Here is a 15881-nt window from a genome sequence, read left to right on the forward strand (position 1 = left end):
AATCCATTTTATTTAAACATTACGACAAAATGAAAACGCGTAACCTCCTTTGCTGCACTGCCGCAGCGGTATTACTGATGGCCAGCTGCTCCAAGAAAAGCGATCCCACACCTGATCCGGAGCCTACTCCTACCGATTCTACGCTTTCCGGAGAAGTATTCGGTACCTGGACCAAAAACAGCACCTATCATATAACCGGCGATATTATTATTCCGGAAAACAAAAGCCTGACCATCGAAGAAGGCACCAAGGTGATCTTTGACGCCGGCGCCAAGCCCGAGATGCTGGTAAAGGGTAACCTGTACTGCCTCGGCACCGAGGCGGCACCAGTGATCTTTACCGTACCCGACGATAAGAAACAACAATGGGGCGAGCAATGGGGCGGTATCCTGTGCGGACCTACCTGCGCCGAGCTGCTGCTCGACCATGTGATCCTGGAACAAGGCGGTAATGTGACCACCGAAGCTTCCGCATCTGTAAAAGCACAATTTTACAAAGCTGAGGCCGGCGAGCATGTGCCTGCCTTATGGTATGGCGGTTCGGGCAAAGTAGTTGTAACCAACAGCACGATCCGCAACTTCAACGAAGATGCATTCTATATCGAAGGTGGCGACGTGCTGATCGATCACAATACTTTTTATACCACAGGTATTGCCAATGGCGAAGCCGTAAACATCAAGTCCGGCGTTTATGCCGACGTCGCGTTCAACCTGATCTACAGCCCCAATACCAATGGCATGAAGCTGTCTAACTCAGGCGACCGTCCGCGCCAGGCTTATGTAAAAGGCTACAACAATACCATGATCAATTGCGGCTGGAGAAGACCTACCACCAAAGGCGGTTCCATCTGGCTGGAAAAAGGTATCCGTGCTGACCTGTTCAACAACCTGCTGGCCAATGATCGCTACGGCATCAAGAGGGACGCCAGCAATCCGGAAGACAATCGCTCTGTAATCGCCAATACATTGTACTATGGTCATACCGCCGAAGCGGTGGCCCAGTTCCAGCCTTCTACCGACATCATAGCCGGTACCAACGATATTGTCTCTGCCACTACAGGAGCCAATGATCCCAAGTTTGTGAGCTATCCGCTGGACAATGATATGGCCAACGGCGCTTTCAATACCAGCTGGGACTTCCATCTGCAAAGCGGTTCACCGGCGCTGAATCATGGTAAAACAGATTTTACCCCACATTTTGCCACCGGTATCAGCTTTACCATTGGCAAGAGCTACAGCTCACCTGCCCCTGCGACCTATATCGGCGCGCTGGGTAGCAAATAGTGATCCCATTTTTCTGTAAGATCCGGCTTTCCGGCAGGTTGTTCAGCCTTTCAGTGTATACCGGGAAATTGAGTGCAACCCGCCTGAACGACCAGACGACCTCCCGGAGCGCCGGTTTAAAAGACAAGACACATGAACCAGAAAATAGTGCTGCTGGCCGGCGCCTGCCTGGTGCTGTACAGCGCCTGCACACAAGCCAAAGGCAATAATGAAAAAAGTAAAGCACCGGTAGCTTCTCAGGCGATCAAACCAAGTATTGTGACCGATCCTGTTGGATACGACACCGACGATCCTGCCATATGGATCAATGCCGCCGATACGGCCCGCAGCCTGATCATAGGCACAGACAAGGATACCGATGGCGGCTTGTATGTATTTGACCTGCGCGGCAAGATCGTAAATAAGGTGACTGGTCTCAAGCGCCCCAATAATGTAGACATCGCTTATGGCCTGCCATTGAACGGCAAACCCACGGATATCGCCGTAGCGACGGAAAGAGAAACCAATAGGCTCCGTATCTTCAGCCTGCCCGATATGAAACCTGTAGATGACGGCGGCATAGAAGTCTTTAGCGGTGAAGCGGCGCGCGGCCCTATGGGCATCGCCTTATATACCCGTCCTTCCGACAAAGCGATCTTCGCTATTGTCGGCCGTAAATCGGGGCCCGCCGACGGTTACCTGTGGCAGTACCGGCTGGAAGATGATGGCAGCGGTGCTGTAAAAGCCACACGGGTAAGGCAGTTTGGTAAATACAGCGGTAAAAAAGAGATCGAATCCATAGCCGTGGACAATGCCCTTGGCTATGTCTATTATTCCGACGAGCAATGCGGCGTACATAAGTACGAGGCCGACCCCGGCAAAGGAAATACAGAGCTTGCCTTATTTGCTACGGCCGGCTTCGTTTCCGATCATGAGGGCATTTCGATCTATCCTGCATCCGGCGCCACCGGTTATATCCTGGTGTCCAACCAGCAGAAGAACAGCTTTATGGTCTATCCCCGGGAAGGTAGCAAGGGCAATGCCCATGCGCATCCCCTCCTGGCCGAGATCCCGGTATCGACCATTGAAAGCGATGGATCCGATGTAACCGCAGTGAACCTGGGCAGGGCATTTCCGAAAGGACTTTTCGTGGCCATGAGCAACGGTAAGGTATTCCATTATTACGATTGGCGCGACGTGCAAAGGGTTATCGACGCACAGAAAAAATAAGCTTTTTCGTTTCTTGTTTTATATTGAGCAGGAGCTGCCCCTTTGAGGCAGCTTCTTTCTATTTATAGAGAGCCTTCAGCGATGGCATAACCCGCACATCCAGTAAGCCATTCTCCCCGGTACCGGATGCTTTTCAAAGGAAAGCATCAGACTATATGCACATTTATCAATCCATGACCAGAGGATATAAACGGAAAATACACAGTAGTCAAATACATAGCGTCAATTTTATTCCTGCGCATATCTTTGTGCATTATTTATCCAATCCATCCTTTTTCCATGAGATCATTTTTACCTCTGGCCGGGCTCTTGCTGCTCCCGGCCTTCGCACAGGCGGCAACCTTAAGCGGCAGCGTACGCAACGACAACGATGGCATGATCAATGGCGTAGACGGAGCACCGCTTACCGGCATTACGGTCAACCTGCTCAATGCTGCCGGCAATACCCAGATCAGTAGTACTGTTACCGATGCTTCGGGAAGCTACAGCTTCACGGTAAGCGATAATAACAGCTATGTTGTGTCCATCGTACCTCCCTCCGGTTTCTTTTCCGTAAGCGCTACCGACGCAACGCCAACCGATACCCGTACGCAGGTAGCCGTGGCCGGTACAGATGTTACCAACATAGACTTTGGCCTGAATCAACCGCCGACAGCTTATAATGACTATTTCAATATCGCTCCGGGTTCCTCTTTTACGATACCCAATATACTGGCCAATGATATTGACCCCAACGGCGGCACGCTTTCTCCGGACAGCGTTACGCTCATCTATCCGCTATCAACCGATATCACCAATATTATCTTCGACGCGCAGAACGACGCTATCGGCTATACGAAGGAGAACGTAGGCAGCTGGTTGCTGAATACCAGCACCGGCGAGCTTACCTTCACCCCTGTGCCGGGCTATACAGGGGTTCCCGGAACCATCTATTCTGTGACAGATAAAGCAGGGCTGACCAGCAACTGGGCCGGCCCAAACATCAACTATGTGAGGGGCTCGGTATATGACGATAATGATGCCGGCGTTCCCGATGGCACAGGCCTGTCTGGTACTACGGTCAGGCTGTATACACCCGATGGGGCCACCTTGATCTCTGCGACGCTTACCGACGCTGCCGGCCATTACCAGTTTCCCACGCTGACACCAGGCGACTACCTGATCAAGGTAGTGCTGCCCGCGGGGTATCAAAATGTAGGCGCTACCGATGCCACGCCTACCGATGGTAGCGCTGCGGTAACGATTGGAGATATGGGTGCTAGCGGGATCGACTTCGGCATCAACCGACCCCCTACCGCCAATACCACAACAGCACCTACAGTCGACCCACCGACCACCGACTCCTATATGCCTGTCGATGCAACCGGCTTTGGTGGCACCGATCCCAACAACGGCAATATCGATTCTATACGCATTACCGGCTTCCCCACCAATACCAACCGCTTTACTGTTGGCAATACAACTTATTATCCCAGCCTGGCAAACCTGCCTGCAGGCTGCTCTGATTGCGCCGTATTTCCCGCAGAGGGCATTGCCGTGGCGACCAATACCGCCGGCCAGCCGGCAGCTGCCCTTTCAGTAGACCCTTCGGGCAACACAGCAACCACCGTCGTTATCCCTTACGTTACGATCGACAACGCCCATCTGACCTCAGATGCCCCGGGTTCGCTTACCCTGCCCTTCGGTACGCCATTGCCACTTACCTGGCACTATTTTTCAGCTGAAGCTTCGGGCAATGACGTGCTGTTGCATTGGGCCACTGTAACGGAAAGGAACACCGACCGGTTCGAAGTGGAATACGCCGTCGACGGCAGTCATTTCAGCAAGCTGGGCAGCATAAAAGCGGCAGGCGACAGCTATAAGGAAACGACTTACAGCCTGAAACATGAGCATGCCTCAGCTCTGGGCGCACAGGAACTGCATTACCGCATTAAACAGATAGACCGGGACGGCCGGTATACCTATAGTGAAGTGCGCATCGCCACGCTGAAAGCAGGCGCAGCCGCTGCAAGACTTTATCCCAACCCCATAGCTTCCGGTGGCAGCATTACGCTTACCAGCGATGCTATACAGAATATCGAAATATACAGCAGCACCGGCAGGCTGGTATTTAAGGGTCAATATAAAGGTGAAAAGCATGTGCAGATACTGACCGGACAGTGGTCTTCCGGTATGTACCAGGCACATATCAATGGCAGCCAGATCCTGAAATTTGTTGTACGGTAAACCGCCCTGTCCCCTAGGATGCTCAGGCTAACAATATTTTCACAGCTAAAAGACAAGGACCGTCCTAAAATAGGGGCGGTCCTTCCTTCATTAACGAAAATCAATTTACCTTCACGGCCTGCGACAATTTGTACTACGCTAAACATTCCTTTATGCTGAGAAAACTGCTGTTCTGCTCCCTGATGCTTGCTGCCTGTAAAGGAAATGCCGGCGCACCCGATGCGACGGATAAAGAAGCTTCAACCGGAAGCCCTGATGCCGGGAAAACACTGGCTGGTCAATTTTTCCATCCCGATGCCCGGCTCAATGCGATCGTTGATTCTATATTCCGTTCTTTGAGCCCCCGCGAGAAGGCGGCGCAACTGATCATGACAGCAAGCAGCACCTCGGAGAAGCTCGGTTACCCCTACAGCGCTGCCAAGGCGATGGTATTGCAGGATGTCGCCGCCAATATCGTTTTTCTTAAAGGACAATCGACCGAGTTCAGGCAAGAGACACGGGAACTTAACCAGTTAAAGGCGGCCAAAGGAAAGCTGAAGCCGCTGTTTGCCTGCGATTGCGAGCCCACCCTGCTTCCCGGCAAATGGACCGATATTACCGGTATCAAGCCGGCCTCCGAACAAAAGGATGCAGCAACCGTGACGGAAAACACGGAGAAGATTAATGAGATAGTGAAAAAAGCCGGTGTGCAGCTCAATTTTGCACCGGTAGTGGATATCGCACTCAATAAATCTGTGATCAATAAGCGATCCTTCGGCAGCGATCCGGAAGAGATCAGCACTTTATCGCAGCAATTCGTAGCCACATCGCAAGAGGCGGGTATCGGGGCTACTTTAAAGCATTTTCCCGGTCACGGCGCCGTCAAAGGCGACTCACATAAGCAGTCTGTGTTCATCGATGGCGAGCTTACCGAACTGCCGACCTTTAAGAGCATTATCCAGTCGGCCACCCCACCGGTTGCCGTCATGGTAGGCCATATTATTGTGAAGAACAACAAGCACTATAACACCGATGGTCTTCCGGCTACCCTGTCCCGTGTGATTGTGACCGACCTGTTGCGCAACCAGCTTCGGTTTGAAGGCATTATCACTACCGATGCCCTGAACATGGAGGCGGCAGCCAAGGTACCCGACGCAGACTGGAAAGCCGTACAGGCAGGCATCGACCTGGTATTGATGCCTAAGGATGCTGCTGCATTGAACAAAAAGATCGTAGCGGCGCTTTCGGGCAATGACGCGCTTAGCCGGCAGCTGGAGACCTCTATCAAAAGGATCATCCGTTATAAAGTAGTCAGCGCTCAGTAATACTTTAATCCATATGAAAGATTATAAGAAATATTTTATTATCCCTGCCACGCCGGAAGCGGTATACCTGGCGCTCACCACACCGCATACGATACGCCTGTGGACTGGCGAAGCGGCTGAAATGAGCACAGAACCCGGATCTGAATTCTCGTTGTTTGACGGCAGCATAGAAGGCCGCAACCTCGAATTTGAAGCAAGCAGCAAGATCGTGCAGGAATGGTATTTCGGCGACGAAGAAGAAACGCCGTCAATTGTTACCATCAAGTTGCATGAACATAAGGATGGTACATCGGTGGAGCTTCGCCACAGTAATATACCAGACGAAGCATACGACGATATGGTGGAAGGCTGGAATGAGGTCTATTTCGAAGCGTTGCGTGAATTTTTTGAAGAAGAATAATTGGCAGATTAAACCAGATGCAGAAAAGCCGGTCTATTGGGCCGGCTTTTGTATTGTATAGACAGACGCGATACAGTTTATCAATAAATTCAATAACCGCTATAAATAACTGAAAATTAACAGAGATTAAGTCCGTTATTTATAACCACACACTGATTTAAGTCAATAAATTTGGGTTATCATACAAGAATAGCGCAAAAAGGCCCGTTAACATTTAAACAAACGTTTAATTAATTTTTGATAGTTCGTATCTTTGCGCCCGGCCGGTACTTCTATTATACTATCTGAAGTATCTAAAAGTTCAAATAATCCAATATCCTGATGAAGTTATATTCCATCCCAGCCCTGCTTCTGCTCATGACTTACACCACACCAGGTAAGGCACAGCAACAGCAAAGCGCTACACCGGCTACCTTCAGCCTGGAACAATGTCTTCAGTATGCTTATGAGCACAGTCCTGCGCTGCAGCAATCCTTGCTGGATCAGCGTATCGCTGAGCATGGCATCAAAAGCAAGCTGGCCGACTGGTACCCGCAGATCCGTTTTGACTACAACGTACAGCATGCTTTCCAGCTGCAGGTATCCAATTTCAACGGGCAGATTATTCCCCTGGGCCTGCGGAATACCTCGGCCGGCCAGTTTAGCCTTACGCAGAATATCTTCAGCAGCGACGCCTTGCTGGCCAGCAACAGCGCCAAAGAAGTGCGCAAGCAGGCCTCCCAGAACGTGGTCCTCACCAAGATCGACCTGAGCGTTAATGTAGGCAAGGCTTTTTACGATGTGTTGCTTACCCGCGATCAGTTGCGTTTGCTGGACGAGGATATCGTACGCCTCGACCGTAGCCTCACCGACTCTTATAACCAATATGAAGGCGGCATTGTAGATAAGGTGGATTATAAGAGAGCGACCATTGCCCTGAACAATACCAAGGCCCAGAAAAAAAGTGCTACGGAAGCCCTGAAAGCCAAGTACTCTTTTCTCAAGCTGCAGATGGGCCTGCCCGACAGCATTCCGCTTCAGCTGAGCTATGATTCGTCCAGGCTGGAAACATTAGCTATTATGGACACCTCGGCTGCAGCCCTGGCCCGTAACCGCGTGGAGTACCAACAACTGGAAACCCAGAAGCGCCTGCAGGACATCAACTACAATTATTACAAATGGCAGTTCATTCCTACCGTGCAGGCTTATGGCAACTACAACCTGAACTACCTGAACAATGACTTAGACAAGTTGTACCGCGATAACTACCCCAACTCCTTTGCGGGCCTGAGGGTAGGCATTCCGCTGTTCCAGGGATTCAAGCGAGTACAGAACATGAAGCAGGCCAAGCTGCAATCGGATCGTGTTAACTACGACCTGGAGCAGATGCGTAACAGCATCAGTACAGAGGTGAGCCAGGCGATGGCTGCCTATAAGGGTTACCTCAACGATTTTTACACGCTCCGGCAGAATGTGGCGATCGCCCAGGAAGTATTCAATACCATCGAGCTGCAATACCGTTCCGGCATTAAGGCTTACCTGGAAGTGATCACGGCCCAAACTGATTTGCGGACGGCCGAACTGAACTACAGCAACGCCCTCTACCAGCTGCTGGGCAGCAAGCTCGACCTGGAGCGCGCGCTGGGTGTAGTACAGGTACATTAATCTCCTTTTCTCTGAACTGAAAACAAAACAACATATTATGAAACGTTCCGCTTATATATCCCTGCCCGTGTTCCTGGGCGCCGCATTGGTTCTGGCTTCCTGCGGTGGCAAAAACAATACACCGCCACCGCCGCCACCCGCTTCTGTAGAGGTGGATACGGTAAGGGAAGGCGCCGCTGCTTACCACGAAGAGTACCCGGCAACGGTCACTGCTTTAAATGAGGTAGAATTACGGCCGCAGGTATCCGGTTACATTACCGGTATACATTTTAAAGATGGACAGCATGTAAGCCAGGGGCAACTGCTCTATACCATTGACCAGCAGGCATACCAGGCGGGTGTAAACCAAGCCCAGGCTAACCTGGCCGTATCCAAAGCCAACCTGAGCAAAGCCCAGCAGGATGCAGACCGCTATACTGCCCTGGACAAGAAGGACGCGATCGCAAAGCAGGTACTCGACCACGCGCTGGCCGACCTGGAAAGCGCCAAAATGCAGGTACGTGCGGCTGAAGCCGGCGTAAGAAGCGTGCAGACCAACCTGAAATATTCCAGCATAGTTGCACCGTTCAGCGGTACGATCGGTATTTCCCAGGTAAAGCTGGGCGCTTCGGTATCGCCCGGATCGACCCTGCTGAATACGATATCAACAGACGATCCGGTCGCTGTTGATTTTTTCCTGGATCAGAAAGACCTCCCGGCTTTTACTGCTTTGCAGAATGGCAAAGATGGGGCGAAAGATTCCCTGTTTACGATATTGCTGGCCGATCAGACAGAATACGCAGCGACAGGCACAGTAGCTTCTATAGATCGTGCGGTTGATGCGCAGACAGGAACGATAAGGGTGCGCCTGGCTTTTCCCAATGCGGCCAAACAGCTGCGGCCGGGTATGAGTGCCACGGTAAGAGTATACCATAACGGCGGAGAGCAGGCAATGCTGATCCCGAACAAAGCGGTAATAGAGCAAATGGGCGAATATTTTGTATACGCCGTCACGGACAGCAATACGGTTACCCAGCTTAAAGTAAAGCTCGGCCAGGCGATCGGGAATCAGGTGATCGTGAAAGAAGGATTACAGCCCGGCGAGAAGATCGTGAAGGAAGGCTTGCAACGGGTAAAAGAAGGGGCCAAAATACAGGCTTCCGACAGTGCCACTATGGCAAAACAGGCTAAAGCTGCGGCTGCCGGAAAAAAGGGCTAAGTATCGGATAATCTATTAAGGCAAACACAATACAAGAAACCAACAGATGATCCTGACTGCAGCAGATTTCGATTGCTGCAACAAAATAATAAAAAGATGATCGCAGAAACTTTTATTAAACGCCCGGTCACAGCCATCGTGATCTCCCTGGTAATCGCTTTGGTGGGTATTATTGCTATTATCAACCTGCCTATAGGACAGTATCCGGAGATTACACCGCCTACAGTGCAGGTTACGGGCTCCTTTACCGGCGCCGACGCCCTTACGGTGGAACAGACCACCACCACGCCTATTGAAACGCAGATCAATGGTACGCCGGGCATGACCTATATGGCCAGCACCAGTACCAGTGACGGTCGCAGTACCATTACCGTGAACTTTGACCTGGGTACCGATATTAATGTGGCAACGCTGGACGTGCAGAACCGGGTGAGCATTGCGCAGCCTACCCTGCCCGACCAGGTAAAGCGCCTCGGGCTTACCACCAGAAAGCGTAACCCCAGCATCCTGATGCTGGTGGCCATGTACTCGCCCAAGGGCACCCACGATGTTACGTTTACCGACAACTATACCAATATCTTTATTAAAGACGCCTTGCTGCGTGTTAAAGGTGTGGGCGATATCTTTACCCGTGCCGATGACTTCAGTATGCGTGTATGGCTTGATCCCGTAAAGATGGCCCAGCTGGGTATGAGCGCGTCTGATGTGACCAATGCCTTACAGGAACAGAACCTGCAGCTGGCAGCCGGCTCTGTAGGCGCCCCGCCTCAGCAGACTGCCCAGACCTTTGAATTTTCCGTATTTACCAATAGCCGCCTGAGCACCGTAAAGCAGTTTGAAGATGTGATCGTACGCAACGATCCTTCCAAAGGAAATATCGTATACCTCAGAGATATAGCCCGCGTGCAGCTGGGCAAGTTCTCCTATGCCAGCAACTCCTTTGTGGATGGCAAAAGGGCCTCTTATCTGCTGGTATACCAGGCGCCCGGAAGCAATGCGCTGGAAACGGCCAAAGGCATTACCGAAAAGATGGAAGAGCTGAAAAAATCTTTTCCGAAGGACATCGAATACGTAGTTCCGTTTGAATCTGTTTCTGTTGTGCGCGTATCTATTTCAGAAGTGGTGCATACCCTGGTGGAAGCCTTGCTGCTCGTAACGCTGGTGGTGTTCCTGTTCCTGCAAAACTGGAGAGCAACGCTTATTCCTGTACTGGCGATTCCCGTATCTATCCTGGGTACTTTTATCTTCTTTATTCCCTTAGGCTTTACCATCAATACCCTTACCATGTTTGGCTTCGTGCTGGCCATCGGTATTGTGGTGGATGATGCCATCGTGGTGGTGGAAGCGGTGCAGCACTATATCGATCACGAACGGATATCGGCCAAAGAAGCCACCCGCAAGGCCATGAAAGACATTTCGGCCCCGGTTATTGCTATTGCGCTTATCCTGGCCGCGGTGTTTGTGCCGGTTGGCTTTATACCCGGCCTGGTAGGTAGGCTGTACCAGCAGTTTGCCATTACCATTGCCGTATCGGTGCTGATCTCGGCTTTCGTAGCCCTTACGCTTACGCCGGCACTCTGTTCCCTGTTGCTGAAGCCCAGTGAGGTGCGTAAAGAGTCCAGGGGACTGAACAAGTTCTTCTACTTGTTTAATGAGTGGTTCCGTAGAGTGAGCCTTAAGTATACGATTGGCGTTCGCCGCACGATCAAAGGCGCCCGTTATGCGTTGATTGTGCTGCTGTGCATTATAGTCGGCACCGTATTTCTGTTCAAATCCAAGCCGACGGGCTTTATCCCTACAGAAGACGAAGGTCGCGTTTACATTACCTACGAACTGCCGGAGTCGTCTTCTACCACAAGAAGCATTGCGGTGCTGGATACGATCATGAATATTCTGAAGGAGACAAAAGGGGTAAAACACTACGCCGGTCTCGGTGGCCTCAACGTTATTACCTTTTCCACCAAGCCCAATGCGGGCACCGTCTTTGCACAGCTGGATCCCTGGGATGAACGCGAAGACAAATCCCTCCAGCTGCAAAGCCTGATGGAAACGTTGAATAAGAAATTCCAGTCGATCAAAGCCGCCAGGGTATTGGTGATCTCGCCGCCGGCTATCCCGGGCCTGGGCCAGACAGGTGGCTTTACTTTCGAACTGCAGCAAAGGTCAAGCACAGACGATGTAAAGCAGTTTGAAAACGTAGTGAACAATTTTGTAATGGAGGCCAATAAGCGTCCGGAATTGAAAGGCGTATTTTCCTTCTTTACGGCCAAGACGCCCGCTTACCAGGTGGATGTAGACCGTGAGCTGGCCAAAAAGCTTGGCGTGAACATTGCCGACGTATACCAGACTTTGCAAACCTTCCTGGGTAGTTCTTATATCAACGACTTCACCACCTACGGCCGTAACTTCCGCGTAGTGGCTCAGGCAGACGAAGCATACAGGGGAGACATTAAGGACCTGGGTAAATACTACGTAAAAAACAGCAGTGGCACTATGGTCCCGCTGAGCGCTTTGACCTCTTACAGGATTATTGAAAATGCTCCTGTATTATCGCACTTCAATATCTTCCGTAATGCGGAGATCAATGGTAATGCGGCGCCCGGTTATAGTAGCGGACAGGCTATCGAAGCATTGAAGGAAGTGGCCAAAACACTTCCTGAAGGATATGGCTATGAATTTGCCGGTATGTCCAGGGAAGAAATATTGTCGGGCAGCAGCACGGTGATCATCTTCTCCTTGTCTATTGTTTTTGTATTCCTGTTCCTGGCGGCTTTATACGAAAGCTGGTCCATACCTTTCTCGGTATTGCTGGCTGTGCCTATCGGGGCCTTCGGTGCGATACTGACGCTGTTCTTCCTGCCCAAGCTGACCAATAACGTGTACGCCCAGATCGGGTTGATCACGCTCATCGGTCTGGCAGCAAAGAATGCGATCCTGATCGTGGAATTTGCCAAAGAGCGCGTGGATCATGGTATTGCGGTGGTACCGGCGACGCTGGATGCGGTAAAACTGCGTCTGCGCCCGATCATCATGACTTCCATGGCCTTTATCCTCGGTATTCTGCCGCTGGTGTTCTCTTCCGGTGCGGGCGCCATATCCAGGCAAACGATCGGCTGGACGGTGCTGGGCGGTATGCTCGCAGCCACCTTGCTGGCGATCTTTATTGTCCCTGTGCTCTTTGTCGTGATCACCCGTATCGCCTACGGCAAAAAGATAGCAAAAGCCAAAGCAGACCAGCTGTTTTATGACAGCGACGATGAATAACCGAAGCGAAACGTTAAGGCCTGATTCATCAGACAGGCCGCTCCAGACATAACTAAAAGTAAATAATACTCATCCTTTGCAGATGAGTATTATTTTTATCCGACTATCCCGGATTTATAGCAATGGCTGGCTTCGACAGAAACGCTGCACCAAATCATCCGCTTTATACTACGCAACCCTATAACTAAAGGCTTACTTTTCTATCTGTATCTTGCTCACTATATTCCCCTTACTCGTCTGTATTTTGAGCAGATACAGACCTGCCGGATACGGCGCCAACGGTAATCTTATTTGTGTTCCGTTTATCTTTTGCTGTAGCAAGATTGTGCCGGATAAGTTATATAAAGAGACGCCGGCCAGCGAACGTTGGTTGCCGGTGACTGTTATTTCCATAAAATCTTTAGCAGGATTAGGATAAACAACTATTCCGCCACCAGCGCTTCCCGTAGACAGGACCACAGTAGTGTGCGTCACATAGATAGACTGTTTCACAGTATAGTCCGAACAGTTATTGCTAACCTTGAGCTGCACTTCATAGGATCCCGGCAGGGCAAATTGATGAACGGGCTCCTGCAGGAACGAAGAAGGTGTGTTATCGCCGAAGTCCCATTGGTACGTCAATACATCGGAAGGTACAAGCGGGTAGAATTTTACTTTTCCCAATGCTTCATAGAACAAGGGGACAAAGTTAAAGCCTTCTACATACGGCGCCGGCTGGAAAGCAATGTGGGTGCTGTCCCTGTCCCTGATGTGGCAATTGAATGGAGAAACAATAGTCACGATATAGGAACCGGAGTCTGCAGCATTGATGGTACGCGCAGTGCTACCCGTATTCCAGTTGTAGCTATAGCCCGGATTGCCTGCGTCCAGCACAATCGTATCCCCTTCACAGATGCTGGTATCTGCCCTTAGGGCCGGTAAGGGCAGCGGCCTTAAAACGACATGGGTAACGCCGTTGATCGTACAACCATCCGGGCTTTTGATGCTTACCGAATAGCTGCCTCCGGCACTTACGGTTATCGCTTGTGTTGTGCTGCTACCGGGTGTCCATAGGAAGGTGCAACCCGCATTTCCTGCATTGAGAACGGTCGTACTGCCGGCACACAGGTCAACAGCACCTGGTAAGACATTCACTGGAACTTGTCCCGCGTTTATCTGGATGGCATCGGAAGCAGTGCAACCATTAGCGGCAGTAACCAGCACAGAGTAGTTGCCCGGCACATTGACAGGAATGCCCGGAGTGCCGGCGCCCGTATTCCAGGCGTAGGTATTTCCCATTGGGCCGGCAAGCAGTGTTTGCGTTACGCCCGGGCATATCGTTGTATCATTACCAAGATTCACCTGTGGCAGTTGCAAAATAGTTACCGGAACGGCAGTCCTGGTACTGATACAAGCGGCATTGATCGCTGCGGCAGCATAGTAAGTCGTGCTCGCCGCAACCAATGGTACGGTATAGCTGTTGCCTGTAGCCAAAGGGGTTCCGCCCGTTGCCGTGCTATACCAGTTGATCGTAGTGCCCGCAGCGGCCGTAGCGGTCAGGGTTATGCTGCCCGGCCCACATCTGCTGACAGCAGTAGCAACAGGCGCCGCCGGAGCCGCGCAAGGCGGCACTACAGCCAGGGTATAGTCATGAAAATTACCGCCGCCCGCAAGGGAAAAGGAATTACAGGCCATTCCGGCAAGTAACGTGGGGCCTGTCCATACACCAAGCACCCTTAACCGGTAACTCCCCGGCGCCACCGTGGCTGGTATAGTCAATAGATTCCCGCTGACAGAGACCATGCCGCCTGCATTCCAGGGCGGAGCTCCTCCGGAGGCAAACAAGAGTTCATTCGCTCCGTTGAAATTGCCGTTATTATCAAAATCAGCATAAATGGCATAGTTCATCCATAGCCCCATTTGCAAAGAGTACGGTGTTGGGACGCCGGCTGTTACTGTGGCTACTTGCGACAGGTAGTTCGATACCCCACAGTTGGCCGTAGTGGGCGAGTTGTTGATGCCTGCATAGGTAAAATTATAGATGCGGTAGCCGGAGCATCCGACAGAAAAGGTAGGATTACAGGCTGCGGCTATTTGTGCAAACAGGTCATCATTGCGCCACAACAATCCCAACAAGGCAAAGGCAATTGAATAAAGTTGCTTCATGATATAGGTATGTTTAGCATTTATTTTCGTAATAAAAGGGCGCCCCTTCCGCATCCGGCCTGCAACTGGCACTTTAGCCGCTGGGAACATTTTTAAATGTCAAGGCTTGATTAGCATTACAAAAATAAACTTCAGAATTCATAAAATAATACATAAAAATGTAGCTACGCATTATATATTCTCAATTTACAACAATGAAAACAGAGAACTGGGATTGCGGCGACCAGCTTTATTATTTTAAATATCAAAGCAAAATCAATTATTCATATTGAGATGAAGCAATGATCCGTGTCAGTAAATGGCGGCACATACATGATACATGTAAGCAGATTATTTGTGATAATTTTTCCTTCCGGGGCGAGATTGCGGGCAATGTGCGGGCCGATGCAATACAACAGAAGAGATGGCCAGAATGCCAATCCTGACATACTTGTGGGTTGCTATAGCAGGAGGGTATGGGAAGATGATTCGCGCTGTGCAGGAATAATGCTTGGGGCGCAAGGAGGAAAGCCTGTACCTATAAGACTTTGAAGATGATCTAACAGGCCCGCTTTTGGCTAATCTTGGTTATGTCTACCGTACACAGGACTCGGGTTGCCGCTTTATACGCTGGTCCCATACGGCATAAAAACGCAAAAAAGCCGGAATGTTCCGGCTTTCAATATCGCTAATCGGCAGAATGAATGGATTGTGCTAAGGGAGTTTAACGTATTTCTCTGTATAACGGGAAGTCTTGGTCGTATCGATCGGGTTGGTCTTCAGATAGGTGATCACGAAGGTATCTATCGAAGGATAGGTCATATCTCCGGCAAGGACGGTATTGTGCGTCTCATCGTCGGGATTGCCGTACAGCTCCAGATGCTTGTCATCGTTGGTCAGCGCATAACCCAATGCAACACTGTCAGGATCGGCTACGTTACATTTTGTATCCCCTTCGAAAAAGGTCGCCCGGTTGATTGAGGTAAAAATGTAAAAATCATCCTTCTTGCAGCCTGGCAGCGGGGTATATTGGTCTACAGGTACTCCCATGGTATCGCCGATATCGGGCAACCAGGTCAGGTATTTCAGCTGCCACTTGCCGCTTTTCAGATAAGTCGTTTTGGAAACATCTATCGGATCTGTATCTTCTTTTTTCTGACAGGCAGCAAAAACCAGAGCACAGGCAATACCAGCAAGGAGTAATTTTTTCATTTCAATAATACGTTTTT

10 protein-coding genes are annotated in these 15881 nt (G+C 50.7%); 8 read left to right on the forward strand and 2 right to left on the reverse strand.

Annotated elements, in window-relative coordinates; genetic code table 11:
* The first annotated feature begins 29 nt into the window (after positions 1-29).
* From DZK30_RS17165 to DZK30_RS17200, 8 genes are all read left to right on the forward strand, one after another.
* The gene (locus tag DZK30_RS17165; protein ID WP_118975400.1) at positions 30-1283 is read left to right on the forward strand and encodes a right-handed parallel beta-helix repeat-containing protein; all 1254 of its coding nucleotides are present in this window, start codon (positions 30-32) and stop codon (positions 1281-1283) included.
* 132 nt (positions 1284-1415) lie between these two features.
* Positions 1416-2492, forward strand: coding sequence for a phytase (locus DZK30_RS17170; RefSeq protein WP_118975401.1), 1077 nt, complete (start codon positions 1416-1418; stop codon positions 2490-2492).
* 279 nt (positions 2493-2771) lie between these two features.
* Positions 2772-4718 (forward strand): SdrD B-like domain-containing protein, encoded by a 1947-nt coding sequence (locus tag DZK30_RS17175; RefSeq protein WP_118975402.1) that lies wholly within the window; start codon positions 2772-2774, stop codon positions 4716-4718.
* Positions 4719-4870: 152 nt separating this feature from the next.
* The gene (locus DZK30_RS17180; protein WP_118975403.1) at positions 4871-6022 is read left to right on the forward strand and encodes a glycoside hydrolase family 3 N-terminal domain-containing protein; all 1152 of its coding nucleotides are present in this window, start codon (positions 4871-4873) and stop codon (positions 6020-6022) included.
* A gap of 13 nt (positions 6023-6035) precedes the next feature.
* A complete protein-coding gene (locus DZK30_RS17185) occupies positions 6036-6422 on the forward strand; it encodes an SRPBCC domain-containing protein (protein ID WP_118975404.1) in 387 nt (128 codons plus the stop codon).
* 321 nt (positions 6423-6743) lie between these two features.
* Complete coding sequence (locus DZK30_RS17190) at positions 6744-8066, forward strand: TolC family protein (protein WP_118975405.1); 1323 nt, start codon at positions 6744-6746, stop codon at positions 8064-8066.
* 37 nt (positions 8067-8103) lie between these two features.
* Positions 8104-9264 (forward strand): efflux RND transporter periplasmic adaptor subunit, encoded by a 1161-nt coding sequence (locus DZK30_RS17195; protein WP_118975406.1) that lies wholly within the window; start codon positions 8104-8106, stop codon positions 9262-9264.
* Positions 9265-9360: 96 nt separating this feature from the next.
* Positions 9361-12528, forward strand: a complete 3168-nt coding sequence (locus tag DZK30_RS17200) for an efflux RND transporter permease subunit (RefSeq protein ID WP_118975626.1) — start codon at positions 9361-9363, stop codon at positions 12526-12528.
* 192 nt (positions 12529-12720) lie between these two features.
* On the opposite strand, the gene DZK30_RS17205 is transcribed toward DZK30_RS17200, so the two are convergent.
* Together DZK30_RS17205 and DZK30_RS17210 are read right to left on the reverse strand one after the other, a co-directional pair.
* A complete protein-coding gene (locus DZK30_RS17205) occupies positions 12721-14673 on the reverse strand; it encodes an Ig-like domain-containing protein (RefSeq protein ID WP_162903181.1) in 1953 nt (650 codons plus the stop codon).
* Positions 14674-15366: 693 nt separating this feature from the next.
* Positions 15367-15864: a hypothetical protein gene (locus DZK30_RS17210; protein ID WP_118975408.1), complete on the reverse strand. Its 498-nt coding sequence runs from the start codon at positions 15862-15864 to the stop codon at positions 15367-15369.
* Positions 15865-15881 lie beyond the last annotated feature (17 nt).

Origin of the sequence: Taibaiella koreensis (assembly GCF_003545715.1) — a bacterium.
Classification (GTDB): domain Bacteria; phylum Bacteroidota; class Bacteroidia; order Chitinophagales; family Chitinophagaceae; genus Taibaiella; species Taibaiella koreensis.